Origin of the sequence: Nocardia sp. NPDC004604 (genome assembly GCF_040609795.1) — a bacterium.
Taxonomy (GTDB): Bacteria; Actinomycetota; Actinomycetes; order Mycobacteriales; family Mycobacteriaceae; genus Nocardia.
The window spans coordinates 1-20,846 of the sequence record NZ_JBEXLC010000067.1; the positions used below are offsets into that span (position 1 = coordinate 1).

25 protein-coding genes are annotated in these 20,846 nt (G+C 66.6%); 14 read left to right on the top strand and 11 right to left on the bottom strand.

Going from position 1 to position 20,846, the window contains the following annotated elements; all coding sequences use genetic code 11:
* Positions 1 to 244: 244 nt before the first annotated feature.
* Complete coding sequence (locus ABZW16_RS23660) at positions 245 to 991, bottom strand: Sir2 family NAD-dependent protein deacetylase (protein WP_354958146.1); 747 nt, start codon at positions 989 to 991, stop codon at positions 245 to 247.
* Between the two features lie 132 nt (positions 992 to 1,123).
* Here ABZW16_RS23660 and ABZW16_RS23665 point away from each other — a divergent pair, with 132 nt between their 5' ends.
* The 3 genes from ABZW16_RS23665 (at position 1,124) to ABZW16_RS23675 (ending at position 3,216) form a co-directional block, all read left to right on the top strand.
* Positions 1,124 to 2,032, top strand: coding sequence for an oxygenase MpaB family protein (locus ABZW16_RS23665; protein ID WP_354958147.1), 909 nt, complete (start codon positions 1,124 to 1,126; stop codon positions 2,030 to 2,032).
* A 326-nt stretch (positions 2,033 to 2,358) separates the two neighbouring features.
* Complete coding sequence (locus ABZW16_RS23670; protein WP_354958148.1) at positions 2,359 to 2,772, top strand: arsenate reductase ArsC; 414 nt, start codon at positions 2,359 to 2,361, stop codon at positions 2,770 to 2,772.
* Positions 2,773 to 2,820: 48 nt separating this feature from the next.
* Positions 2,821 to 3,216, top strand: a complete 396-nt coding sequence (locus ABZW16_RS23675; RefSeq protein ID WP_354958149.1) for a VOC family protein — start codon at positions 2,821 to 2,823, stop codon at positions 3,214 to 3,216.
* A gap of 15 nt (positions 3,217 to 3,231) precedes the next feature.
* Here the strand turns inward: ABZW16_RS23675 and ABZW16_RS23680 are convergent, their stop codons facing one another.
* Both ABZW16_RS23680 and ABZW16_RS23685 read right to left on the bottom strand, forming a co-directional pair.
* Complete coding sequence (locus ABZW16_RS23680) at positions 3,232 to 3,942, bottom strand: helix-turn-helix transcriptional regulator (RefSeq protein WP_354958150.1); 711 nt, start codon at positions 3,940 to 3,942, stop codon at positions 3,232 to 3,234.
* Positions 3,943 to 4,088: 146 nt separating this feature from the next.
* Complete coding sequence (locus ABZW16_RS23685; RefSeq protein ID WP_354958151.1) at positions 4,089 to 4,577, bottom strand: hypothetical protein; 489 nt, start codon at positions 4,575 to 4,577, stop codon at positions 4,089 to 4,091.
* A 175-nt stretch (positions 4,578 to 4,752) separates the two neighbouring features.
* Between ABZW16_RS23685 and ABZW16_RS23690 the strand changes: the two genes are divergently transcribed.
* From ABZW16_RS23690 to ABZW16_RS23700, 3 genes are read left to right on the top strand one after another with little or no spacing between them, the layout of a single operon-like run.
* Complete coding sequence (locus ABZW16_RS23690; protein WP_354958152.1) at positions 4,753 to 5,523, top strand: dienelactone hydrolase family protein; 771 nt, start codon at positions 4,753 to 4,755, stop codon at positions 5,521 to 5,523.
* 23 nt (positions 5,524 to 5,546) lie between these two features.
* Positions 5,547 to 6,512: a threonine/serine dehydratase gene (locus tag ABZW16_RS23695; protein WP_354958153.1), complete on the top strand. Its 966-nt coding sequence runs from the start codon at positions 5,547 to 5,549 to the stop codon at positions 6,510 to 6,512.
* A gap of 59 nt (positions 6,513 to 6,571) precedes the next feature.
* Complete coding sequence (locus ABZW16_RS23700) at positions 6,572 to 7,114, top strand: thioredoxin family protein (protein ID WP_354958154.1); 543 nt, start codon at positions 6,572 to 6,574, stop codon at positions 7,112 to 7,114.
* Here the strand turns inward: ABZW16_RS23700 and ABZW16_RS23705 are convergent.
* The gene (locus tag ABZW16_RS23705) at positions 7,111 to 7,401 is read right to left on the bottom strand and encodes a hypothetical protein (RefSeq protein WP_354958197.1); all 291 of its coding nucleotides are present in this window, start codon (positions 7,399 to 7,401) and stop codon (positions 7,111 to 7,113) included. The two genes, ABZW16_RS23700 and ABZW16_RS23705, sit on opposite strands and share 4 nt — an antisense overlap.
* 468 nt (positions 7,402 to 7,869) lie before the next feature.
* On the opposite strand from ABZW16_RS23705, the gene ABZW16_RS23710 reads away from it, so the two are divergent.
* Together ABZW16_RS23710 and ABZW16_RS23715 are read left to right on the top strand one after the other, a co-directional pair.
* Positions 7,870 to 8,553, top strand: coding sequence for an SGNH/GDSL hydrolase family protein (locus ABZW16_RS23710; protein WP_354958155.1), 684 nt, complete (start codon positions 7,870 to 7,872; stop codon positions 8,551 to 8,553).
* Positions 8,553 to 9,203, top strand: a complete 651-nt coding sequence (locus ABZW16_RS23715) for a TetR/AcrR family transcriptional regulator (RefSeq protein ID WP_354958156.1) — start codon at positions 8,553 to 8,555, stop codon at positions 9,201 to 9,203. Before ABZW16_RS23710 ends, ABZW16_RS23715 begins: the two co-directional genes overlap by 1 nt.
* An 8-nt stretch (positions 9,204 to 9,211) precedes the next feature.
* Here the strand turns inward: ABZW16_RS23715 and ABZW16_RS23720 are convergent, their stop codons facing one another.
* From ABZW16_RS23720 to ABZW16_RS23730, 3 genes are all read right to left on the bottom strand, one after another.
* Positions 9,212 to 9,598, bottom strand: coding sequence for an META domain-containing protein (locus tag ABZW16_RS23720; RefSeq protein ID WP_354958157.1), 387 nt, complete (start codon positions 9,596 to 9,598; stop codon positions 9,212 to 9,214).
* A 222-nt stretch (positions 9,599 to 9,820) separates the two neighbouring features.
* Positions 9,821 to 10,534: a helix-turn-helix domain-containing protein gene (locus ABZW16_RS23725; RefSeq protein WP_354958158.1), complete on the bottom strand. Its 714-nt coding sequence runs from the start codon at positions 10,532 to 10,534 to the stop codon at positions 9,821 to 9,823.
* Between the two features lie 100 nt (positions 10,535 to 10,634).
* Positions 10,635 to 11,543 carry an NADP-dependent oxidoreductase gene (locus ABZW16_RS23730; RefSeq protein WP_354958159.1) on the bottom strand — a complete coding sequence of 303 codons (909 nt, stop codon included), beginning with the start codon at positions 11,541 to 11,543 and terminating at the stop codon, positions 10,635 to 10,637.
* Positions 11,544 to 11,773: 230 nt separating this feature from the next.
* Between ABZW16_RS23730 and ABZW16_RS23735 the strand changes: the two genes are divergently transcribed.
* Positions 11,774 to 12,703: a Rieske (2Fe-2S) protein gene (locus ABZW16_RS23735; protein ID WP_354958160.1), complete on the top strand. Its 930-nt coding sequence runs from the start codon at positions 11,774 to 11,776 to the stop codon at positions 12,701 to 12,703.
* A 3-nt stretch (positions 12,704 to 12,706) separates the two neighbouring features.
* Here the strand turns inward: ABZW16_RS23735 and ABZW16_RS23740 are convergent, their stop codons facing one another.
* From ABZW16_RS23740 to ABZW16_RS23750, 3 genes are all read right to left on the bottom strand, one after another.
* Entirely contained in the window at positions 12,707 to 13,612 is a 906-nt protein-coding gene (locus ABZW16_RS23740) for a DMT family transporter (RefSeq protein ID WP_354958161.1), read from the bottom strand.
* A 70-nt stretch (positions 13,613 to 13,682) separates the two neighbouring features.
* The gene (locus ABZW16_RS23745; RefSeq protein WP_354958162.1) at positions 13,683 to 14,987 is read right to left on the bottom strand and encodes a glycosyltransferase 87 family protein; all 1,305 of its coding nucleotides are present in this window, start codon (positions 14,985 to 14,987) and stop codon (positions 13,683 to 13,685) included.
* A gap of 69 nt (positions 14,988 to 15,056) precedes the next feature.
* Positions 15,057 to 15,452 carry an ankyrin repeat domain-containing protein gene (locus ABZW16_RS23750; RefSeq protein WP_354958163.1) on the bottom strand — a complete coding sequence of 132 codons (396 nt, stop codon included), beginning with the start codon at positions 15,450 to 15,452 and terminating at the stop codon, positions 15,057 to 15,059.
* A gap of 127 nt (positions 15,453 to 15,579) precedes the next feature.
* On the opposite strand from ABZW16_RS23750, the gene ABZW16_RS23755 reads away from it, so the two are divergent.
* From ABZW16_RS23755 to ABZW16_RS23765, 3 genes are read left to right on the top strand one after another with little or no spacing between them, the layout of a single operon-like run.
* Positions 15,580 to 15,777 carry a hypothetical protein gene (locus ABZW16_RS23755; protein ID WP_354958164.1) on the top strand — a complete coding sequence of 66 codons (198 nt, stop codon included), beginning with the start codon at positions 15,580 to 15,582 and terminating at the stop codon, positions 15,775 to 15,777.
* A 51-nt stretch (positions 15,778 to 15,828) separates the two neighbouring features.
* On the top strand, positions 15,829 to 18,078 hold the full coding sequence (locus ABZW16_RS23760; RefSeq protein WP_354958165.1) for a BTAD domain-containing putative transcriptional regulator: 2,250 nt from the start codon (positions 15,829 to 15,831) through the stop codon (positions 18,076 to 18,078).
* A 2-nt stretch (positions 18,079 to 18,080) separates the two neighbouring features.
* Positions 18,081 to 18,311, top strand: a complete 231-nt coding sequence (locus ABZW16_RS23765) for a hypothetical protein (RefSeq protein ID WP_354958167.1) — start codon at positions 18,081 to 18,083, stop codon at positions 18,309 to 18,311.
* A gap of 15 nt (positions 18,312 to 18,326) precedes the next feature.
* Here ABZW16_RS23765 and ABZW16_RS23770 read toward each other — a convergent pair whose 3' ends face one another.
* Positions 18,327 to 19,736, bottom strand: a complete 1,410-nt coding sequence (locus ABZW16_RS23770; protein WP_354958168.1) for a PLP-dependent aminotransferase family protein — start codon at positions 19,734 to 19,736, stop codon at positions 18,327 to 18,329.
* A 79-nt stretch (positions 19,737 to 19,815) separates the two neighbouring features.
* On the opposite strand from ABZW16_RS23770, the gene ABZW16_RS23775 reads away from it, so the two are divergent.
* Positions 19,816 to 20,157: a cupin domain-containing protein gene (locus ABZW16_RS23775; protein WP_354958169.1), complete on the top strand. Its 342-nt coding sequence runs from the start codon at positions 19,816 to 19,818 to the stop codon at positions 20,155 to 20,157.
* A gap of 232 nt (positions 20,158 to 20,389) precedes the next feature.
* Positions 20,390 to 20,791, top strand: a complete 402-nt coding sequence (locus ABZW16_RS23780; RefSeq protein WP_354958170.1) for a PPOX class F420-dependent oxidoreductase — start codon at positions 20,390 to 20,392, stop codon at positions 20,789 to 20,791.
* Positions 20,792 to 20,846 lie beyond the last annotated feature (55 nt).

Consider the following 20,846-nt stretch of genomic DNA (forward strand, 5'->3'; position numbering starts at 1 on the left):
TGAGATGTCCGGCGGTAGAGGGATCTGCCCGCGCTGGATCTGTACTCGGACGCGAGACGGGCCGCGAACGTCACTCGTAAGACTCGCTCCCTTGTAGTCACCTCGAGCGGGCAGTTCGGCACCCGAGGTGCACCGCCCAGTGGTCGAGACTCGCGCCTACGGCGCATGCAGTTCGACGACTCGGACGCGAAACGGGCGAACGGTCGCCCGTAAAGACTCGCTCCATGCTGGCCGAGGCAGGTAGTCAGTCAGCCAGTATTTCGGATACCAGGCGCGGCAGCGCGGTGCCGATGGGTTCGCGGATGACCTCGGTGGCGATGCCGTCGTAGGGCGTGGCCTCGGCATTGACGATGACCAGATCCGCGCCGCTGTCGACGGCGATCGCGCACATCGACGCGGCGGGCTCCACCTGCAGTGAGGACCCGATGGCGAGGAAGATATCGCTGGCCTCGGCGGTCAGCGCGGCCTTGGTCATGGTGCGCCGGTCCATCTGCTGGCCGAACATGATGGTCGCCGATTTCAGGACGCCGCCGCAGGCCGGGCACGGCGGATCCGCCTCGCCGGCCGCTACGCGGGCCAGGGTGGCGGCCATGGTCGTCTGGTAATCGCAGCCGACGCAGACGACTTCGAACATATTGCCGTGGATCTCGATCACCCGGCCGGGCGAGGATCCGGCGCGCTGGTGCAGCCGGTCGATGTTCTGGGTGATGATCGTGATGGTGCGTCCCGCGCGTTCCAGGTCGGCGAGCGCGGTGTGCGCGGCATTCGGCTCGGCCTGCCAGGCCGGGTTGTCGCGGCGCGCCAGCCAGGACCGTTTACGCAGCTCCGGATCGGCGAGGTAGGCGTCATAAGTCGACAGCAGTTCGGCGATGGGATCCTTCGTCCACACCCCGCGCGGGCCACGGAAGTCCGGTATGCCGGAATCGGTGGAGATGCCCGCGCCGGTGAGCACGCCGATCCGTCCGTCACGTTTGCGCCAGTCGGTCGTCATATCGAATCAGCCTAGGGCGCTGCGCGATCCCTGCCCATAGTGATCGGTTGGCCGCAACGACGAGCCGAGTCGTGAGAGATTGTTACACTAAATCTCTCATGTTCTTGGAGGGACCGATCAAAGGAGATCGCAATGACCGCCGCCGGCCCATTCGACAGCAGTTCAGGGAAGGGACCGCAGCGCCGCCCATTCGCACCGGGCACGCGGATGTGGGACGAGACCGGGTTGATCACCTTCTCCCTGACGGCCGGTTCGGCGTTCCTGCTGCAGACCATGGAGCCGACCATCTCCGCCGTGGTCGATGAGCACTCCACCTTCCGAACCGATCCGCTCGGACGCGCGGTGCGCAGCATCGGTTCGGTGATGATGTGGATCTACGGCGGCGACGAGGCGATCGCCGAGGCGGATCGGCTGCGCAAGATGCACGCCTCGCTCAACACCACCACCCCGGACGGCGTACGGCACAACGCGCTGGCCGCCGGACCGTGGGCCTGGGTCCTGCACACCGGCACCTTCGCCTTCACCGAGAATGCGGAGTACTTCTCCCGCCGCCCGCTCACCGCGGCCGAGAGGGAGGCGTACTACCAGGAGACGGTGCAGCTCATGCGCAATTTCTCGGTGGCTCCCAAGGAGATTCCGGCGAACTATGCCGAATTCGAGAAGTTCTTCGCGGATATGGTCGACAACCACCTGCAGGAGACCGGCACCGCACATGACTACCTGAAGGTCATCCGCTCCGTCGCGCCACCGCGGCAGCTGCCGCGCGCATTGCGGCCGGTGTGGCAGCGCGTGGTATCGCCGGTGGGACGGCTGCAGTACTTCGTCACCGTCGGCACCACGCCGGAGCCCGCACGCCGCAAGCTCGGCCTCACCTGGACCGCATCCGATGAACGCAAACTGAAGGCATTGGGCTGGTTCATCGCTCGCACGGTGCCGCTGCTGCCGGAGCGGGTGCGCTACTTCCCGATCGCGTACGAGGCGCGTCGGCTGGAGCGCGATCGGGCGCGACTGCGCAAGGTCATCGACCTGCGTCCCATGTGAGTGTCACGCGCTCGGCTGCGACGAGCGAAGGGCCCGCGGCTGCCGTCCGGCACCGCGGGCCCGCTGTATGCAGGCAAAATGCAGAATTCATGACCGACCGGTTTCTTCTCGGTCGATATTCCGCGCGTGGCAACAACTCTCGAGTGAGCGGCCTCGAGATGCCTTGGCGGACAAAGTCGGCCCCCTCGTCGCGAAACACATTCGCCCCGCCCTGGTATACGTATCACGCACCCTACGACGCAGACCCGGTGCAAACTGTGCCCGACATTTCCGACATCGCGCCCAGCACAAGCTCCGATACACCAGCCTGAAAGGTTCTCCCGCGTATGGCTCACAAGCCCATCGTGCTGTTCGTCTGTGTCCACAATGCGGGCCGGTCGCAAATGGCCGCCGGATTCCTCGACACACTCGCCGGTGACCGCATCGATGTGCGTTCTGCGGGCAGCGTGCCCGCCGACGAACTCAACCCGACAGCCGTCGCGGTCATGGCCGAACTCGATATCGACATCTCCGCGCAGGCGCCCAAGGCGCTGACCGTCGACGCGGTGGCCATGTCCGATGTCGTCGTCACCATGGGCTGTGGCGACGTATGCCCGTTCTTCCCCGGCATCAGCTATCGCGACTGGATGCTGCCCGATCCGACCGGCGAGGACATCGCGATCGTCCGCTCGATCCGCGACCGGATCCGCATCCTGGTGGAGAACCTGATCGCCGAATTGATTCCGGCCACCGCCTGCTGAGTCCGATTTGTTCAATACACCTGCCGAAGTGCGGCATACGCTGCGGATATGACTCCACAACTGAACGTCTTCGGCATTGTCGTCAGCGATATGGCCGCCTCGCTCGCCTTCTACCGACGCCTGGGTCTCGAGTTCCCGGAGGGGGCGGAGACCGAGGGCCACGTTGAAACCGCACTGCCCGGCGGCGTGCGGGTCACGTTGGATACCGAGGCGGTCATCAAATCCTTCCACGCCGACTGGCAGCGACCGACGACGGCGGGCCGGATCGGATTGGCGTTCCAGTGCGTGGACCCGGGCGAAGTCGATGCGGTCTACGACGAACTCACCGGCGCGGGCTACCACGGCGAGTTGAAGCCATGGGACGCCTTCTGGGGCCAGCGCTATGCCACGATCCTGGATCCGGACGGCACTGGCGTCGATCTGTATGCGCCGCTGTCCAGTTGATCCGGCAACCACGCGCTAGCGGCGAGTGAGCAACTCGCTCAACGGCATTCCGGCCAGTTCGCGCACATCACGCGCGAGATGGGCTTGGTCGGCGAATCCGGTGCGAAATGCGGTGTCCGCGAGCGGCACTCCGCTGCGGGCCACCGCGAGCGCCCGCTGCAGTCGCAGAATGCGCGCCAAGGTTTTGGGCCCGTAGCCGAATGCCGCGAGCGATCGCCGATGCAGCACCCGCGCACCGAGCCCGGCGGCGTCGGCCGTCGCCGCGACCGACCATCCGGCATCCAGTGCACCGACGATCCGCCGCAATACCGGATCGGGCGGCTCGGTCTCGTACGCCCGCCGCAATGCGATCGCCTCCAGCGCGGCGGGCTGATCCCGCGCCGCCCCGATCTGTTCCGCGAGCCGTCGCGCGGTCGCCGCGGACCACAGATCGGCCAGCTCGACCCGCCTATCGCGCAACTCGTGCGCGGGCACTCCCAGCAGCGCGGGTGCCGTCCCCGGCGCCAACCGTATCCCCACCCACCGCCGGCCGACCGCACCATCGGCCATATACGCCCGGGTATCCGGCCCGGCGACCAGCAATCTGTCTTCGCTCCACAGCAGATCCATGCAGCCATCCGGCAGCACCGGCGGCGCTGCAGCCCCGGTCGCGTTGGTGTTCGTCCACACCACGGCATCGGTGAGCCGCGACCGCCGCTCCCGATACCTCGACGCCAGCTCTGCCACGGATCCGAGGCTACCCGCGCCGCTCACGCCGAAGGCCGCGCCTCAATCGGTTCTGCGGGGGCCATCACGATCAGCGACGGACAGGCGGGCGTGACCCTAGGCGAAAGTCCACGCGCCATCACGGCGCCGGTGTGTCGAATCACCGCTCAGTGCGGAGTGATACCGCGTGGGATGACCCGGATCACCTGATTGTCACCCGCGGCGATTTTCGACTCCGGATCCTTGCATCCCACGGTGACCTCGGCACCCGGTGGCGAAGAAAAGGTCCACAGTGTCATCCACTCTTTCCCGCCGATATTTTCCGGTTTGTTCGTATTGGTCGAACGTAGGTCTTCGTTGCGGCCGGTGCTGTCGGTGACGGTGCAGCGCAGACTTGTGGTCGCGGCGGCCCAGTCGACGGGCACCTTGATATCCATCACGGCATCGGCGGGAATGGGCACTTTCTTGGTCTCCCCCAGCGGAATTCGCACACCGCTGCCGGGTTCCTCGTGTTCGGTCGCGGCGGGCATCGCGCTCACCGAACTCGATTCCGACGCGGCCGACGATTCCGTTGCCGCCGTCGGGGACTTGTCATCGGAACACCCCGCCACGGCCACGGCCAGCGAGGCCGTCACCGTCATCCAGATCAGTTTCACAGGTCAACCTCTCTTCGACAGAGCATGACTACAACTTCCAGATGGACGCAGACTACATGGCGCGAAATCGGCAATTTGTTTGCAAATAAGAGGACTCGGCCGAAATCGGAAATCCGGATGGCGCGATACTGGTCGGCGTAGCTCTCGCCGCCATTCGTCTCGAAGGAACTACTCCATGACGATGCCCGTCGCATTCAGCACGCTCGATGTCCGCACCACCGATGGCGATGCCGACTCCTACCTGGCCCGACCCGATGACGGCGGACCCCATCCCGGCGTGCTGTTCTACATGGACGCCTACGGCCTGCGCCCGTACCTGCGCGAAATGATGGAAGCCATCGCGGCCAATGGGTTCACCGTGTTGGCGCCCAATGTTTTCTACCGATCCGGGCGCGCCCCCGTGCTGCCGATGCCCGAATCCACCGACCCGGCCGGGCACGCGAAATTCTTTGCCGCACTGGGCCCGAAGCGGGCTGCGTTCACGCCCGACAAAGCGTTGGCAGACGCACAAACCTATCTCGATTGGCTCAGCGCCGCCGAGTTCGTTGCGCCGGGTCCGGTGGCGGTTACCGGATACTGCATGGGCGGCAGACTCGCCTTGCGCACCGCGGGCGCATTCGGGAATCGCATTGCCGCGGCGGCGAGTTTCCACGGCGGCCGCCTCGCCGTGGACGACCAACCCGACAGTCCGCATCACGCCGCCGCTGGCATTACCGCCGAATTGTTGATCGCGCACGCGAGCCAGGATGATTCGATGCCGCCGGAGCAGATCGCCCGTCTCGACAAGGCGCTCGACGCGGCGCATGTGCATTACACCTCGGTGGTCTACCCGAATACCCGCCACGGCTTCACCATGCGTGACACTCCCGTCTTCGATCAGGCGGCCTACGACCGCCACCTCGCGGATCTCCTCGCGCTGCTGCGGCGGGCCCAGCGGGCAAGATGATGGGACAACGTGGAGGAGTGCAGATGGAGTTGAGCTACGAGGACGTGAAGGCCGCCGCCGATCGGATCGCAGGTCGGGTGCGGCCGGTCGCCATCGTCCCTGGGGAAAGTGACGCGGTCGCGACGACCGGATCCGGACCGGCTGAGCTGTGGCTGGCGCTGGAGTTCATGCAGCACACCGGATCGTTCAAAGCCCGTGGGGCGCAGAACTTCATCCAGGCGCACCGCGATGACGGGACGCTACCCGACGCGGGCGTGACCATCGCCTCGGGCGGGAACGCGGGGCTCGCGTGCGCGTGGGCAGCACGCGGGCAGGGTGTTCGGGCGACGGTATTCCTCCCGACCACCGCCCCGGCCGTGAAGGTCGAGCGACTGCGCGGCTACGGCGCGGACGTGCGCCTGGTCGGTGCCGAGTACGCCGACGCACTCGCGGCCTGTCACGAATACGCCGACACCAGCGGCGCGCTGCGCTCCCACGCCTATGACAACCCGTATATCGCGGCCGGTGCGGGCACCTTGATGATGGAGATCCACCGGCAGCTCCCCCGGTTGGACACCGTCGTCGTCGCGGTCGGCGGCGGCGGTCTGTTCGCCGGAATCGCCACGGCAGCGGCGCACTATGGCGTAAGGACGATCGCGGTGGAACCGGAGAACTGCCGGGCCCTGCACGCCGCGATCGCGGCCGGGCAGATCGTCGACGCACCGGTCGACTCGGTCGCCGCCGATTCCCTCGGCGCCCGCCGCGCCACCGAACTGGCGCTGCACGCGGCGCGGAATTACGACGTCACCTCGGTCCTCGTCGCCGATCGGGACATCATCGCGACCCGCAGAAAACTGTGGCACGACCGCCGCCTGGCGGTGGAACACGGCGCCGCGACCGCGCTCGCGGCCCTGACCACCGCCGACGGTGCCTACCGCGCCCAACCCGGCGAGCGGATCTGTGTCGTGCTGTGCGGTGCGAATACCGATCCAGCGGACCTGGCGCAGTAAATCGGGTCGAGCTCGGGTCGGGGCACTAAGCTCGATATCGACTCGGATGGAGGCACCTCATGTCGGTCCAATCCCTCATGGTCCCGGTCGGAACGCCCGCGCCGGACTTCGCGCTACCCGATCTCGACGGTCACACCCACGCCAGGGCCGACTACATCGCCGGTCCCGGACTCCTGGTCATCTTCGCCTGCAATCACTGCCCGTACGTGCGGCATATCGAGTCGAAGCTCGGCGAGGTACTCGGCACACTGGCGATCCCGACGGTCGCGATCTGCACCAATGACGCCGACGCCTACCCGGACGACGCGCCGGAAGGGCTGCGCGCCCAAGCCGACCGCGCCGGTTGGAAGTTCCCCTACCTGATCGATGAATCCCAGCAGGTGGGTCGAGCCTTCAGCGCCGCGTGCACGCCGGACTTCTTCCTCTACGATGCGCGCCTCGAACTCGCCTACCGCGGCGCATTCGACGAATCCACGCCGGGCAACGGTAAACCGGTGACCGGCAATGAATTACACGCCGCGATCGAGAATGTGCTCACCGGAGCAACCGTGCCCGAACCGCATCGGCCGAGCATGGGCTGCTCCATCAAATGGCGGGCCTAGGTACCGATCACCGCATTCATGATCGTGCCCGCGCTGGTCGCGACGACACCGCCGATCATGGCTCCCGCCACCATCTTCGGTGACTGCAGGCCGCCGCCGGACCACTTCTCCCAGGCGAACCGACCGCCCGCGTAGGTGATGGCGGTGACGCCGGCCAGCAGAATGAACCACGTGAAATAGCGCACCATCTGCAGGATTTTGTTCGCGAGGGGTGGCGCCTCCGGTGTCGGGTTGCCGAGTTGGGCCAGGACTGCTCCATAGGTGTCATGTGCCGCGGCGAGAATCATGCTCACAGTCGTACCCCTCTTCTGATATTGGCGACGCCGTAGAGCGCCTAGCCAGATAATAGCGTCTCGGCTCGAGACAGATTGTGCAGCAACCGGATTCATCGGCATGCCGGTTCAGCTGGATTTCAGCACCGGTTCGCCATCATGCCGCAGCATGTGCAGCGCGAGCAGCAGACCGAACACCGTGCGGACGCTCGAAGTGACCGTGGCGATCGCGACGGCGAAAGACGTTGCGACAACGAGCCCGGCGACGAACCTGGCCAGCAGCAGGGATCGAATAGTTCGGCGCGAGAGCCGAACCCGGATTCGCGACGACCACTACCGCGACCGAGCCGAGGACGATCGGCTTTCGCGGCAGCCGTGCGGTCGCCACGGTCACCCAGCAGGAGACGCTGCGCGATCTGCTGCATGCGGTGGTGCCGTCCGACGCCCTTGCTTAAGCATACGATCGGACGTATTCTTTAACTTATGACGACGGCGACGCTCCCGACCACCGAGGAAACCGATCCGTTCTGCCTGTCTCCGCTGGACGCGGCCGCGCTGCTCTTCGACGCACCGTGGCGCCGGTTCGCGGTGATCGGCGACAGTCTTTCGGCCGGGACCGGCGATCCGAGCCCGGGCTACGCCAGCATGGGGTGGGCCGATCGCGTGGCGGATACGCTGCGCCGGGTGCATCCCGACCTGGCATACCGCAACACCGCACAGGATGGGGCGACGACGGCCCAGATCATGCGGCACCAAGCCGATCAGCTCGCCGAGTTCGCGCCCGATCTGCTCCACGTGCCATCGGGTGCGAACGATATCGTCCGGCGCACACCGGATTTCGCCGAAATCGAGCAGACATTGCGCGCGATGTACCGGTTCGCCGCCGGAACCGGAGCCCAGCTGATGACCTTCACCTTGGGCAGAGCCTATGTCGTGCCGGTCTTTTCGGATTGGCGCGAGCGGGTGCGGCTGGTCAACGACATTACTCGCCGCCTCGCCGCCGAGTACGGCGCACTGGTCATCGACATGTGGGATCACCCGATCAACGACCGCGCGAATCTATTGAGCGCGGACCGCATCCACTTCTCGACCTCGGGACAGGCGGTCATGGCGGCCGAGGTCGTCAAATCCCTTGCACACCAACTCGGTAAGCGAGTACCCGCATGATGCCAGCATCACGAAGCGATTCGGCAAGGGGTGGTGGCCCGGTAGCGGGCGGGCCCGAGGACAAGCGTCTACAGCGCGGCGCGCGCAGTCGCCAGCTTGTGCTCCGCCAGGCCGTCGACACCGCCTCCCTCGATGGTCTCGACGGCTTGAGCTTCGGCAAACTGGCGACCGATACCGGCCTCAGCAAGGCGGGTGTGCAGACGCTGTTCAAGACCAAGGAAGCCCTGCAGCTCGCGGCGCTCGACCTGGCCCGCGAGATGTTCATCGATGCCGTCATCCGGCCCGCACGCGCACAGCCCCATGGGGTGCAACGCCTTCGCTCGCTGATCGAGCACTGGATCGGCTACGCCGAGACACCGCTGTTCGCGGGCGGCTGCTACCGCGTCGCCAATATGGCGGATTTCGACAGCCATCCAGGACCGGTCCGCGACGCCCTGGTCCGCGACCAGCGGGACTGGATGGCCACTATCGCCCGCGAACTCCGGTACGCCGTCGATGCTGGCGAAATCGTGGACCTGGATACCGATTTCGCCGCCTTCCAGATCGACGCCGTCCTGTGCTCGGCCAATACCGCTCTGCGGCTCGGCGATACCGATGTGGTGCACAAGGTCCGCCGGGTGGTCGAGGGCTTTCTCAACCCACCGGCGTGATCCGCTGATCAGGGGCGATCGGCGGTTTGCTCCAGTTCGATGCGAGTTCGGTCGTCGGTGAGGATGAGGGTGCCGTCGATGGCGGTCCAGGCGGGGGCGAGCAGGAGGAATTCGGTGAGCCAGGTGTCCTGGTTGGTGACTTCCCGCGGATAGGACAGGACGGTGCTGAAGGGGGAGCGGGTCTTCAGGACGCCGTCATCGACATCCACCTCGAACATCACGGTATTGCCGCCCGCGTGGGCGGACAGGCGCTGGGTTTCGTCGACGAACCACAGGGTGATCCGGGTGCCGCGGACCAGGAATCGTGGTCGGCCGTTCTCGGTTACCGACGAGGAGACGTAGCGGTGACCCCACAGCTCGCAGTCGTGCCCACCCATTGCCCGACCACCCCTCATCGAATCGCCACGCGATACTGGCCCACCCGTCACCCGACCACCACCCCTTATCGAATCGCTACGCGATACTGGCCCACCCGTCACCCGACCACCACCCCTTATCGAATCGCTACGCGATACTGTCATTTGGCGGATCAGCCCCTACTCACGGCGTACGACGGCCCACCTATCCTGATTGCCGCCCCCGCGGGCAGAAATGACCCGGTCCACTGAGCGAACCGATCAGCGCAGATTCTTCTCGATTTCGCGCGCGGCGCGTGCGACCAGGCCCGGGAGATTCGGCGGAAACTGTTGCGACAGTGACATACAAGCGATGGCAGCCACATCGCAGACGCCGGGTTGTCGGATTGCCGCTGCAGCACAACATATTCCGGCGATCAGATCGTGATGGTCGACGGAAACCATTCCGGCATCGGCGATCCCCGTGCGCACGCGATGCCATTCGGCGGCCGAATAGGTCGGTGGCGGGACGGTATTGTCGGCACGTCCCGCGAAGAGCACCTGCACCATCGCGGTCCGATACACCACATCGGGATCAGCGGTGGTGTTGAGAAAGAATTCCGCGCCCTTGACCCCGGCCACCAGCCGGACCTCGCCCGCGTCGAGAACACAGACGGCGACAGTCGAATTCGTCAGAGCCGCCAACACCCGGGCCGGTCGTTGCGCGGCCCGGCGCAGCCGCGGCGCGGCCTGCCAGTGCCGACCGAGCTCCGCAATCCGCTCGCCGACGAAATACCGCTGTTCCACCCGCTGCACCGCGCCGAGCGCCACCAGCTGCTCGGCCAATCGGTACGCGGTGGCCTTCGCCAACCCCGTGGACCTGGCCAGCTGCGACAGCCCGCAGCCCTCCGGCGCCGCCGAAATCGCTTCCAGTATCTGGAAACCGGCATCGAGCACCCCACGGCCCGCTCCGTCAGCCGATGGACTCCCGGCCATCGCGCCCCGCCTTCCTCCGCACCGCGGCCGCGCGTCGGCACAACACGGCAAGAGAAGATGCTACGCCCACTGTCGTTCGCAACAAGGCGTTCTGCGACGCTCAGCTCACAGTAAGCACGACCTTGCCTGGACCGCGCCCCTTTTCGCTCTCCTCCTGCGCGTCCGCCGCCTCTTCGAGCCGGAATGTCCGCGCCGGTCCGGACAGTCGGAATGCACCACTGGCGACCCGCTCGGCGACCTGGTGCAGAAGTTCAGTGGGCCGCGGGCCACCGCCGCCGGTGAGGAAGGTGATGCCGAGTTCCAGTGCGGCCGGATCCACGATCGTCACGATTCGATCAGTGCCGCCGCGCAGTTCGACGGCGGCAGGCAGCACACCGTGTCCGGCCGCGTCGAAGACCGCATCGACGCCATCGGGAGCGAGAGCTCGCACACGACCGGAAACACCGTCACCATATGTGGTCGGGATCGCGCCGAGTTCGCGAACGATGTCCTGATTGGCCGCCGAGGCCGTACCTATTACGGTGGCGCCATCGGCTACCGCCAGTTGCACGGCCATCGACCCCACCGCACCGGCGGCACCATTGATCAGCACTGTCTCATCCGGTTGTAATTTCAATGCGGCCAATGCCTTCGCCGCGGTCGAGACCGCGACCGGGAGCGATGCGGCATCGACCCAGGACAATTCCGGCGGTTTCGCGGCGACGGCGGTGCTGATCGCGTATTCGGCGTAGGCCGCGACGGCCCAGCCCAGCACCTCATCGCCGACCGCCACCTCGGTCACCTCGGGACCGACCGCATCGACCACACCCGCGATCTCACCACCCGGATACTGTGGGAAGACCGGCTCACCGAAAGACAGTGCGCCGGAACGAATCTTCCAATCCGCCGGATTAACCGCGGTGGCCCGCACTGCGACCCGGACCTGACCAGCGCGCGGTTCCGGAATCGGGATGTCAACGATCTGCAGTACCTCTGGCCCACCGTGTTCGTAGTACGCAATCGCCCACATCGCCTCAGCCTACGTGCAGGATCAGAATTTTCTCAGCAGAGTCTCATAGAACACCAGCCCTGATCTCAGGAGTGTTCCGTTCAATGACCGATAGCTGCCTACCGCCCGGTCCCAGTCTCAACCGGGCGGTAGGCAGCGCCAATCTTCACGTGAATCCGAAACGACCTCGAACCGAATCGGCGGCCATCTCGTAACACATAGCACAATGTGTCGAGAACGCCGAGGTCGCGATGAGTGCCGAACACTTCAACCGTCGAACAATCGTCATCGGAGCAGGGGCCGCGGCAGTTGTCGCGGCCTGCTCGACGAGCGAGCGCTCGTCAACGCCGACAACCACTTCCACCGCGCCGCCAGCGACAACATCGAATTCGGTCGCCGCCGCTCCCAGTACCGAACCACCACCACCGCCGACCGAGCAGGTGCAGGCGGGCCCCGAACCGGCGCCGGGCACCGCGCTCACACGCACCTCCGATGTGCCGATCGGCTCCGGCGTGCTGCTCGGCGATACCGTCGTCACCCAGCCGAGTCCCGGTAATTACCAGGCTTTTTCGGTGATCTGCCCGCATGCGGGCTGTGCTGTCAATACGATCAGCGGCGGCACCATCAACTGCCCTTGTCACGGCAGCAGATTCAACCTCGACGGATCCGTAGCCACCGGTCCGGCCACCCGGCCGTTGGCCGCACGCACCATCTCTGTACAGGGGGAATGGATCGTCGCGGGCGCGTTCGCCCCGCTGCCCGCCGCCCAGCAGCAGGTCCAGGAACAACCCGCACCGGCCCAGCAGGTCATCGAGCCGGGCGCACCCGAGAACGCGCTGGCCCGCGCCTCCGACGTACCGGTCGGCTCCGGGCTCATTCTCGGCGATACCGTGCTCACCCAACCGAATCCCGGTAACTACCAGGGCTTCTCGGTGATCTGCACGCATCAGGGCTGTGCCCTCAACGAAATCGCGGGCGGCACCATCAACTGCCCTTGTCACGGTAGCAAATTCAATCTCGACGGCTCCGTCGCCACCGGCCCGGCCAACGAGCCGCTGTCGCGCCGTGAGGTATCGGTACAGGGCGACTGGATCGTGGCGGGCGCACCGGCAACGCCGCCGGTGATCAAACCGTTGTGGTGTGAGATACCGTTCTTCGCCCCGGGTAGCGCGGGCTGCTGACGGCTACTTTCGCCGAGCGGTTCGGGTCGCTCCGATGGAGGCGGCCACCACGCAGATGACGCCGGTCCATTGCCCGGGATTCATGATCTGCCCGAGGACGATCAGTCCGGCGAGTGCGGCGGCCGCGGGTTCGAGGCTCATCAGTATGCCGAAGACACGCGGTGGAATGCGCCGCAGCGCTTCGAGTTCCACCGAATACGGCAGCACCGACGACAGCATCGCGACGGCGAATCCGGCGGCGAGGACGGAGGGGTGGAACAGCGTGGTACCCGCCTCGGCGATGCCGACCGGGACCATGAGCACACCGCCGAATGCCATCGCAATGGCCAGACCTCCGCCGCCGCTGGTGCGGTCGCCGAGTGCGGCGCTGAGCAGGATGTAGCCCGCCCAGCACGCTCCGGCGGCCAGGGCGAACAGCACTCCGGACCACGCCGTCTGCCCGCCCGCCCTGGTCAACAGCAGCACCCCGGCGCCAGCGAGCACCGCCCACACCGGATCGGCCCACCGCCGCGAGCCAGCCAGGGCGACGCTGAGCGGCCCGAGGAATTCGAGGGTCACCGCCATACCGAGCGGAATTCGGTCGATGGCCTGGTAGAAACATAGATTCATGACGGCGAGCACCGCGCCGTAGCTGAGCACCACCGGCAGCGCGCGCCGCTCGATCCGCAGCCCGGACCGCCAGACGACCAACAGCACGATCCCGGCGAAGAACAGCCGCAGCGTCACCGCGCCCGCGGCACCGGTGGCGCTGAACAGCTGTTTGGCCAGCGCCGCGCCGACCTGCACGCTTACGATCCCGATCAGCACCAAGGCCGTCGGCGGCACCCCGCCGAGCCCACGCAGGCTCATCGCGCGCACAGCCGTCAGCGGCCGCGCTTGCACATTCCGTTCGAAATCGATCGCGACCACGCGACACCTTCCATCGACAAAACCCCGACTTTCCATCATCCGCATACTGTCAACGGATGGCGCGTGGGAGTCAGGCGGCGGGGCGAGGACCTGCCAGATCGACGAGATCGCCATCCTGTGGCACCGAATCCGCCGCGGCTGCAAGCGACTTCGCACGCTTACTGCCCACGAGGAACACCACGACCAGCAGTACGCTCAACCACACGTAGGTGTTGCCCCACAGGTGTTGCCAAGGCGTCCACGACAATTCGCGTCGATTGTCGCCGGGCATCCAGTTCTGCGGCCCGTAGACGAACGCCGCCGCGGTCACCACGATGGCCACATACCACCCGATCGCCCGACCCCGCGGCACCGTGGTCGCATAACAGACCATCCCGAACAGCGCGGGCGCGATCATCACCCAGTGATGCGACCAGGAGATCGGCGATACCAGCAAAGTGAAGACCGCATTGATCCCTAGCGCGAGCGCGGGCGCCTGTTCCGCCTGTCGCATGGCCGCGACCACCAGGACGAGCAGCGCCGCGCTCAGCACCAGCCAGAGCACGGTGAACAGCGGCTTCTCCACGCCGAACCGGGCCAGCACGGCCTGAATCGACTGGTTGGTGTGGAACGACGAGCCGCTCAATCCCGAGACATTGCCGAGTCCACCGAACCAATAGGTGGCCGATTCCTTGGGCAGCACCGCGAAGCTGAGCGCCGTCGCCACCGCACCGGTGACGGCGGCCGTCACCGCCGCGCGATAGTCCCGGCGCACCAGGAAATACAGCACGAACGCGGCCGGAGTCAGCTTGATCGCAGCCGCAACGCCGACCAGCATGCCGCGCCTCCACTTCGGCTTCTCGGTCAGCGCGTCGGCGGCGACCAGCACCATCAGCAGCAGGTTGACCTGCCCGAAGTCCAGCGTCGAACGGATCGGCTCCAACAGCATGGCCAGCGGCGTCGCGCATGAGGTGGCCAGCAGCGCCAGCCGCAGCCCACTGTGTTCGGGCCAGCGCCGCCGCGCGACCAGATACAGCGTGACGGCCAGCGCGAGCGTCGAGGAGATGAAGAAGGTGAAGGCCGCGGCATCCCAGGGCAGCAGCGCGAAGGGGCTCAGCACCAGTGCGGCGAACGGCGGGTAGATGAACGGCAGGCCGATGCCGATGGTGGTCTGTGGCAGCTGGCCGTACATATCCGCGCCGTCACGTAGCGCCTCGATGCCGAGCCGGTATACCTGCAGGTCGATGAAACCGCCGGTGATCCGATGGAAGGGCCACAGCGGTTCGGTCAGGCACCACGTGGCGAAGGCAATGAGCAACACCGGCACTAGCCACACCACGCGCCCGAATCGTCGGTTCACGGGCTTGGACCTATCTCGGGTGGTGACATTACTCATCCGCGGCGACTATACCGACCCGCGCGAACGCGTCCGAATCGGCGTTCCAGCCAGTGCCAATACGGTGGCTCAGGACGTCTCGAACAGGCTCAGCAGATCGTTCTTGCCGAACATGGCGGCCGCAGCACGCGCGGACGGGCTTCCGGCATCCGGATCGGCGCCCGCGGCGAGCAGCGCACGCAGGATCTCGACCTCGCCCTTGAAGACCGCACCCGCCAGCGGCGTCTGCCCTTTGTCATTGGCCCGATTCGGGTCGGCGTCGCGCGCGAGCAGCACCCGCACCGCGTCCTGCTGACCGTGGTAGGCGGCCAGCATGAGCAGGCTGTCGCCATGGTCATTGGTGAGGTTCACCGGGACACCGGCGTCCAGGTAGGCCGTGAGCTGCTCGGCATTGCCATGGCGCGCCAGATCGAAGATCTTGGTGGCGAGTTCGAGCAGTTCCGGATCCATGTCGTCAGCGCTCATCTGCCCAGTACTACCACCTGAGATCGGTCATCGCCGGTAGATGCGGCCGAATGTGCGCACCGGTCTGAACGTGGGCGGTCACTGTCGATAACAGTTTGATAACTCGAGGATCGGGTACTCCCCCACAATGACAGCAACGCGTAAGCGACTGCACCGCGTCGCCGGTGTCGATCGCGGAACCGCGCTGCTGGCCTCGATCACCTGCCTGATTTTCGTGGCTGGCATCGCGACCATCACCCGATCCCTCTCGACGACCGCGGCCGCAGCCGCATGTATTGCGGCCGGACTGGCTGTGACGCTCGGCATCCTGCCGCACAGTCGTTAGCCGCCCCACCAGAGATCCGACACTCCTTGCCGATACGGCAGGCTTATCGCCGTGCGTGTTTTGCTGCTGGGTCCGTTCGAGGTCCGCGATGATGAGGACCGACCGATTCGGATCGCCGGAGTCAAAGTGCGCGCATTGCTGGCCCGGCTCGCCATGGAACCAGGCCGAGTGGTCCCCGCCGATGTGCTCGCCGACGCGATCTGGGATGGGCACCCACCGGACAATGGCGCAAATGCCTTGCAGGCCCTGGTGTCTCGGGTTCGGCTTGCGATCGGTACGGCGCGCGTCGAGGGGCGGGCGCCGGGCTATCGGCTGGTCATCGACCCCCTCGATGTGGATGTCGTTCGGTTCGAACGGCTGACCGCGGCGGGGCGGGAGTCGAGCGAGCTGGCCGCATTGCGCGAGACCGAGGCGTTGTGGCGTGGTCCGGCGCTGACCGACCTGCTGGAGTTGCGGTTCGCCGCCGATGCGGCGGTGCGGCTGGACGAGCTGCGACTCGACGCGGCCGAACACCGGCTCGGGCTGGAGGTCGCCGCGGGTAACGATGTCCTCGACGAACTGCGCATACTGGCCGAGGCGCATCCGCTGACCGAGCGCATCCAGGGGCTGTTGATCCGCGCCCTGTACGGGGCGGGTCGGCAGGCCGACGCACTGGCCGCCTATGAACGCACCAGGGATCGTCTCGGTGACGAACTCGGCATCGATCCCTCCCCCGAGCTGACCGAACTACACCTGTCGATATTGCGACAGGAACCCTCGACAGCCCGCCGCCGCACCAACTTGCGTGCGCAGATAACGAGTTTCGTCGGGCGCGAAGACGATGTGGCCGACCTGACCGAGCGACTGAACACCGCTCGCCTGATCTCCATTGTCGGGCCCGGTGGCGCTGGCAAGACCCGGCTCGCCGTCGAGGTGGCCGAGCGGGCCGACGATGCGGTCTGGTTGGTCGAACTCGCCGCGGTGACCGATCCGGAACAGGTCGCCTCCGCAATGCTCACCACGATCGGGGTGCGCGAGGTCGGACTGCTCGATCCGTCGACGGGCGAGCCCATCGACCGGCTGACGGAATACCTTGCGCAACAACGTGTCCTGCTGATCCTGGACAACTGCGAACATCTGGTCGAGGCGGTTGCCGCACTCGTCGACCGGCTGCTGGGCGGGTGTCATGAGCTGCGGGTGCTGGCCACCAGCCGGGAACCACTCGCCATCGATGGCGAACATATCCACCAGATCCGGCCCCTGCCCTGGCCCGAGGAGGTGGCCGATGCCGAAAGCTTTCCGGCGGTGCGCCTTTTCGTCGAGCGCGCGCGGGCGGTGCGCCCCGATTTCGCGCTGGACGCGAGTACCGCGCTGGCCGTGATCGAGATCTGCCGACGGCTCGACGGACTGCCGCTGGCGATCGAATTGGCGGCGGCCCGGCTGCGGGCACTATCGGTCGGCCAGATCGTGGCGAAGCTGGATGACCGGTTCACACTGCTCGGTCGGGGTAGCCGGACCGCACAGGCCAGACATCGGACACTGCGTGCGGTCATCGAATGGAGTTGGGCGCCACTATCGCAACCCGAACAGGAACTGGCCATGTGGCTGGCGGTATTCCCGGCGGGTGCGCCCCTCGACGCCCTCGATGATCTCGATCTGCTCACCGATCTGGTGGACAAATCGCTGGTGGAGCGCAGCGGTGAGCGGTACCGGATGCTCGAGACCATCCGGTCCTATGCGCTGGAACGTTTGGCGGAATCCGGGCGTGCGCCGGGGGTCCGCGAGCGGCACGCACGCCATTTCCTGCGCGTCACCGAATCCGCGGAGGCCGAGCTGCGCACCGCGCAGCAGCTCGGCGCGCTCGCCCGGCTCGATGCCGAGCGCGACAATATTTCCGCCGCACTGCGATTCGCGGTCGATACCGGTGATGCCGAACTCGGTATCCGCTTGATCGCGGCGATGTTCTGGTACTGGACGTTGCGCGGGATCCACAGCGAACGGCTCCGTTGGACGCGAGCGGTGCTCGAGATCGGCAGCGGGCTGCCGGATGAGCTGCGGGCGTTGCACGGTGTGCTCGACGGGTTGTCGCGATACGAGGCCGGGGCCATCGAGGACGGCATGCGGGCGGTGGCGGCGGGTCTGGAAATCGCGAGGGGTTCAACAGATCTGCCCACCGGTCCCGCCCGGACGGTACTGCTGGTCGCGCCCGCATTCCTTGAAGGGGCTGGTCTTTCGGCCTCGAAATGGCCAGCGCTCACCGGTTGGGAACATGGCATGGCGCTCTTGCTCAGCGCTTCGTCGCCCACCTGTATGCCGCGCTGACAGTGCGCGACGAGCCGACCACCGCGGCCCACCTGCTGGGTGCCGCGGCCGCCATGCTCGGCACCGCGGATCGGCGTGGCTACGACAATCTCGTCGCACCGGCCGAACGAGCCGGTGCGGCACTCGGACCCGAGGCGTTCTCGGCGGCCTTCGACAGCACAGCCGCCCTGACTCTCACCGCCGCGGTCGAATTCCTACTCGCCCACGCCGCTACCGCCCAGCAGAAACCGTAGAACTCGGGACATCCGCTATACCGCCAGAGCCGGTGGCGCCGCGGTGGCCCGGCTGGGCGGGTGGTAGGCGCGCCATGCGGTGGCGAGGCGGTCGATCGCCTCGGTGAGCGTCTGCGGTGGATGCCGGAAGTGGATGCGGACATGGTCGTCGCTGCGCCCCGACACGTCGAGGCCACTGCCAGCCAGTACCGCGACACCATGCCGTAGCGCGGTCTGCGCGAAGGAACTTCCGTCGCCGTACGGCAGGCGAATCCACAGGGTCTGACCGCCGCGCACCGGCGTCGCGGACCAGTCTGGCAATTTCCGGGACAGGGCGGCCAGTACGAGATCATGACACGACTCGCGTTGCGCGGCGCGGGCCGCGCACAGGGTATCGATCCGCGGCACCAGGTGCGCGGCGGCCAGCTGAGCCGGGAGGTTGCCGCCGAGGTCGTGCACCGCCCGCAGGCGGGTCAGCCGGGCAATGGTCGCCGCCGACGCACGCACCCAACCGATGCGCAACCCACCCCAGATGTTCTTGCTCAGTGAACCGATCGTAATGACGGTTGCGGCATCGGCGGCCAGCGGCTGCGGCAGGTCGACCCCGGGAAAACCGAGATCGGCCACGATTTCATCGGCGATCAGCGGAACATCCACGGCAGCGGCCACTTCCACCAGCCGCCGCCGCACCAGCGTGGAAAGTACTGCGCCCGTCGGGTTCTGAAAGGTCGGCGTCACATAGGCGAGTGCGGACCGGTGTGTGCGCGCGGCCGCTTCGAATCCGTCGAGCCCGAGCGGCAGCGGATGCAGCAGCGCACCCGCCTCGCGAAATGCCTCCAAAGCGCCTGGGTACGTTGGGGTTTCCAATAGCACGCGATCACCGGGCCGCAGGAATGCGCGGGCGAGTAGCGATAGCGCCTGCTGACCGCCATTGGTCACCAGTACCTCGTCCGGCCGCGTCGGCACACCCTGTCGCAGATAGCGCTCGGCAATGGCCGCGCGCAGGGCCGGATGGCCGCCCGGATAGTAGCCGATATCGGCTGTGGTCGAGGACAATTCGGGCAGGATCCGCGCATACGCCTCGGCCACCTCCGGCGGTGGGCACTCCGGCGCGGCGCAGGCCAGCGATATGACATCGGGTCGCGGCTCGAGCAGATGCAGGAACATGGGCGCACCGGTCGTTTCCGGTGTCGCCACCGTCGCCACACCGGCCACCCGGGTGCCGCTCCCCCGGCGCCGGACGATGCGCCCCTCCGACTCCAGCAGGTCATAGGCCGCGACCACCGTGCTCCGTCCCACGGCGAGTTGCGCGGCGAATACCCGGTCCGGCGGCAGCGCGGCGCCCGGCGGCAGCTCACCGTCGTCGATCAACTGCCGCAGCCGGGCTGCGAGCAGCACATAGAGCGGTCCGCGACCCGACGACCAGCGGCCGAGTCGCTCCGTCACAGCAATTGGCTCCATCTCCAAACCAATTCTGCCGGATTGGCCCTGTCCGCGCGCACCGGCGCCGCCGAGGATCGTTCCCATGACCGAAGAAACGATCACCACGCAGGCGGTCTCCATCGATCGCGCCATCGCGGCACTGCCCGGCCCCTTTCAACAATCCCTGCTGGCACGGGTCAACGACACCGTTGTCAAGGCCGCCCGCCTCGAGGGTGCGTTCCCATGGCACCACCACGACGAGGACGAACTGTTCCTGTGCTGGGACGGCACCTTCCGCATCGAACTCGAAGGACAGCAACCGGTGAGCCTCGGCGCCGGTGATATCTACGTGGTGCCCAAGGGAATTCGGCATCGTCCGGTGGCGGACACACCGGCGCATGTCGTGCTGGTCGAGCGGCCAGAGACGAAGCAGTACGGCAACTGAGGCCTATCTCTCGAAATCGACCGGTACGGAAGCGGATTCGGGACCGCACCCGTGGCGATCATGGCGAGCAGGGCAAGTGCGCGTTCGGACACCGACCCCGGCTCGGCATGGTAGGCGATCAGTATCTGGCCCGGAGCGCCATTGACGGTGCAGGTTTCATAGGACGGGCACACAGCCGGTGTCGAATGAGGATCGCGGGGTCGCTGCCGAGGCATCCCGCTACGCTTCATTGGTGACTTTCACTACGAATGAGCAGCAGTTCCTCGCGGAGGCCGGGATCGGTCGGCTGGCGACGGTATCGCCCGACGGCGTTGTGCAGAACAACCCGACCAGCTATCGGGTGAATGCCGACGGCACCATCGACATCGGCGGTATGCGCATGCACAGCAGCCGTAAGTACCGCAATGTCGAGGCGGGCAGTCGGGTGTCGTTCGTCGTCGACCAGCAGGTCTCGTTGGAGCCGTATGTGATTCGCGGCATCGAGGTGCGCGGCACGGCCGAGGCGCTCGACGACCAGGAGCCGCCGTTCCCTCCCCAGGAGCGCTCGATCATTCGGATCCACCCCGAACGGATCATCTCCTGGGGCATCGACGGCGGCTCCTTCGATTTCACCAGTCGCACGCCCAACAACTAGGTGGTCGTGCCCGTAAGTCCAACAGACCTACCGGCGCTCCCCTTGGCGCCCCAGT

Bases quoted from the DNA above. Each gene is read 5' to 3' on its own strand.
- ABZW16_RS23735 (WP_354958160.1), top strand. From the start codon at position 11,774: ATGAGTGCCGAACACTTCAACCGTCGAACAATCGTCATCGGAGCAGGG.
- ABZW16_RS23745 (WP_354958162.1), bottom strand. From the start codon at position 14,987: ATGAGTAATGTCACCACCCGAGATAGGTCCAAGCCCGTGAACCGACGA.
- ABZW16_RS23710 (WP_354958155.1), top strand. From the start codon at position 7,870: ATGACGACGGCGACGCTCCCGACCACCGAGGAAACCGATCCGTTCTGC.
- ABZW16_RS23705 (WP_354958197.1), bottom strand. From the start codon at position 7,401: ATGATTCTCGCCGCGGCACATGACACCTATGGAGCAGTCCTGGCCCAA.
- ABZW16_RS23660 (WP_354958146.1), bottom strand. From the start codon at position 991: ATGACGACCGACTGGCGCAAACGTGACGGACGGATCGGCGTGCTCACC.
- ABZW16_RS23750 (WP_354958163.1), bottom strand. From the start codon at position 15,452: ATGAGCGCTGACGACATGGATCCGGAACTGCTCGAACTCGCCACCAAG.
- ABZW16_RS23715 (WP_354958156.1), top strand. From the start codon at position 8,553: ATGCCAGCATCACGAAGCGATTCGGCAAGGGGTGGTGGCCCGGTAGCG.
- ABZW16_RS23720 (WP_354958157.1), bottom strand. From the start codon at position 9,598: ATGAGGGGTGGTCGGGCAATGGGTGGGCACGACTGCGAGCTGTGGGGT.
- ABZW16_RS23675 (WP_354958149.1), top strand. From the start codon at position 2,821: ATGACTCCACAACTGAACGTCTTCGGCATTGTCGTCAGCGATATGGCC.
- ABZW16_RS23725 (WP_354958158.1), bottom strand. From the start codon at position 10,534: ATGGCCGGGAGTCCATCGGCTGACGGAGCGGGCCGTGGGGTGCTCGAT.
- ABZW16_RS23700 (WP_354958154.1), top strand. From the start codon at position 6,572: ATGTCGGTCCAATCCCTCATGGTCCCGGTCGGAACGCCCGCGCCGGAC.
- ABZW16_RS23695 (WP_354958153.1), top strand. From the start codon at position 5,547: ATGGAGTTGAGCTACGAGGACGTGAAGGCCGCCGCCGATCGGATCGCA.
- ABZW16_RS23690 (WP_354958152.1), top strand. From the start codon at position 4,753: ATGACGATGCCCGTCGCATTCAGCACGCTCGATGTCCGCACCACCGAT.
- ABZW16_RS23775 (WP_354958169.1), top strand. From the start codon at position 19,816: ATGACCGAAGAAACGATCACCACGCAGGCGGTCTCCATCGATCGCGCC.
- ABZW16_RS23670 (WP_354958148.1), top strand. From the start codon at position 2,359: ATGGCTCACAAGCCCATCGTGCTGTTCGTCTGTGTCCACAATGCGGGC.
- ABZW16_RS23755 (WP_354958164.1), top strand. From the start codon at position 15,580: ATGACAGCAACGCGTAAGCGACTGCACCGCGTCGCCGGTGTCGATCGC.
- ABZW16_RS23665 (WP_354958147.1), top strand. From the start codon at position 1,124: ATGACCGCCGCCGGCCCATTCGACAGCAGTTCAGGGAAGGGACCGCAG.
- ABZW16_RS23730 (WP_354958159.1), bottom strand. From the start codon at position 11,543: ATGTGGGCGATTGCGTACTACGAACACGGTGGGCCAGAGGTACTGCAG.